We start from the raw sequence: 1,640 nt of genomic DNA on the forward strand, positions 1-1,640 counted from the left end.
ATCGGGATCGGCGGCTACGGCATGAGCGCGCTAGCCCAGGTGCTGCTGCAGATGGGCTACCGGGTAACCGGTTCAGATATCCACGACTCGGCGCTGGTCCGGCAGCTGGCTGCCCGGGGTGCCGAGATTAAGCTGTTCCACCATCCTGATCATATCGGCTCCAGCGAACTGGTGATCCACTCAACGGCTATCCCCCCGGACAACTGCGAACTGCAGGAGGCCCGCCGACGGGGCATCCCTGTCTGGCACCGCTCCGAGCTGCTGGCCGCCCTGATTAACAGCCATTACGGCATCGCCGTAGCCGGAACCCATGGCAAGACAACCACCTCGACGATGATCGCCTTGCTTCTTGAAGCTGCGGGCCTTGACCCCACCGCCCTGATCGGGGGCGTAGTCTCCTCTTTCCAGAGCAACGCCCGCTTCGGCCAAAGCAGGTATCTTGTGGCCGAGGCCTGCGAAAGCGACCATTCTTTCCTGCGCTACCGCCCGCACATTGCCGTGATTACCAACGTGGAAGCCGATCACCTGGAGCACTACCAGAATGACTTTAGCCTGATGCAGCGGGCCTATGAAGCCTTTCTGCAAAACCTGCATCCGGACGGCTGGGCCGTGCTCTGCGTTGATGATCCTTTTTTACGGGAATTAGCTCACCAATCAGATCAAAAAGTAGTCACCTATGGCCTTGCTCAGAACGGGGCCGATTACACCGGTCGCGAGATTGCTTTGACCGGGTTGGGCTCTAGCTTTACCTTATATCGGCGCGGCGAACCGCTTATAGGAACAGTTAACTTGCGGGTGCCCGGCCGCCACAACGTCAGCAATGCCGTAGCGGCGCTGGCGGTGGCGGCGGAGCTCGGCTTAAACCCGGGCCGATGCGCTGAAACCCTGACCGAATTTCGCGGCGCCAAGCGGCGCTTTGAAGTTATAGGCGAGGTTAACGGGGTCACGATTATCGATGATTATGCCCATCACCCCACCGAGGTAAGGGTGACCCTGGAGGCAGCCCGTGCTGCCGGTAAACGGGTCTGCTGTATCTTTCAGCCGCATCGCTATTCCCGGACCGCTTACTTCTTTGAGGAATTTGCCCGCTCGTTTAATGATGCCGACCTGGTCCTGCTGCACCGGGTCTACTCTGCCGGTGAAAAACCGCTGGAAGGGATCACCTCTGAGGCCCTGGCCCGGCGCATCAGCGAAATTAAGGGCCATCCGGTTTACTACAGCGATGAGATGGCTGAGCTGGGCCGAATGGCCCTGGACTGGGCCCGTCCCGGTGATCTGATTATTGTGATGGGGGCCGGCGATATCAGCGGCCTGGCCTATCAACTGGCCCAAGCTTGACTATCATTTCAAAAATTGTGGTTGGTGAGATGGCTGCAGGTGGCGTTAAACGGTTATCACAAACTACTGCAACGAAGTATACTTGGTAACTGAACCGCGTAAGGGGGGTCAGGTTACTGCACATCCTAATACTACACCAATTTTTTGCCGTTAACGGCTCTATGCCGGGAAGACGCTTTTTTGAGATCGGCCGTCGCCTTATTCAACAGGGGCACCAGGTTACCGTAATTACCGGTAACTCTGAGCTGGGGCTGCCGCTGGGCCGGAAAAAGATTGGCTTGCTGCAGAAAGACGGAATGGCT

General features: G+C 57.9%; 1 protein-coding gene. It reads left to right on the forward strand.

Translation table 11 applies throughout. The features are described from left to right. On the forward strand, window positions 1-1,338 hold a 1,338-nt coding region (murC, locus tag ACE4YL_RS02720), incomplete at its 5' end, for a UDP-N-acetylmuramate--L-alanine ligase (RefSeq protein ID WP_461369159.1). Window positions 1,339-1,640 lie beyond the last annotated feature (302 nt).

Origin of the sequence: Candidatus Darwinibacter acetoxidans, assembly GCF_041936445.1 — a bacterium.
GTDB lineage: Bacteria > Bacillota > Limnochordia > Darwinibacteriales > Darwinibacteriaceae > DTU010.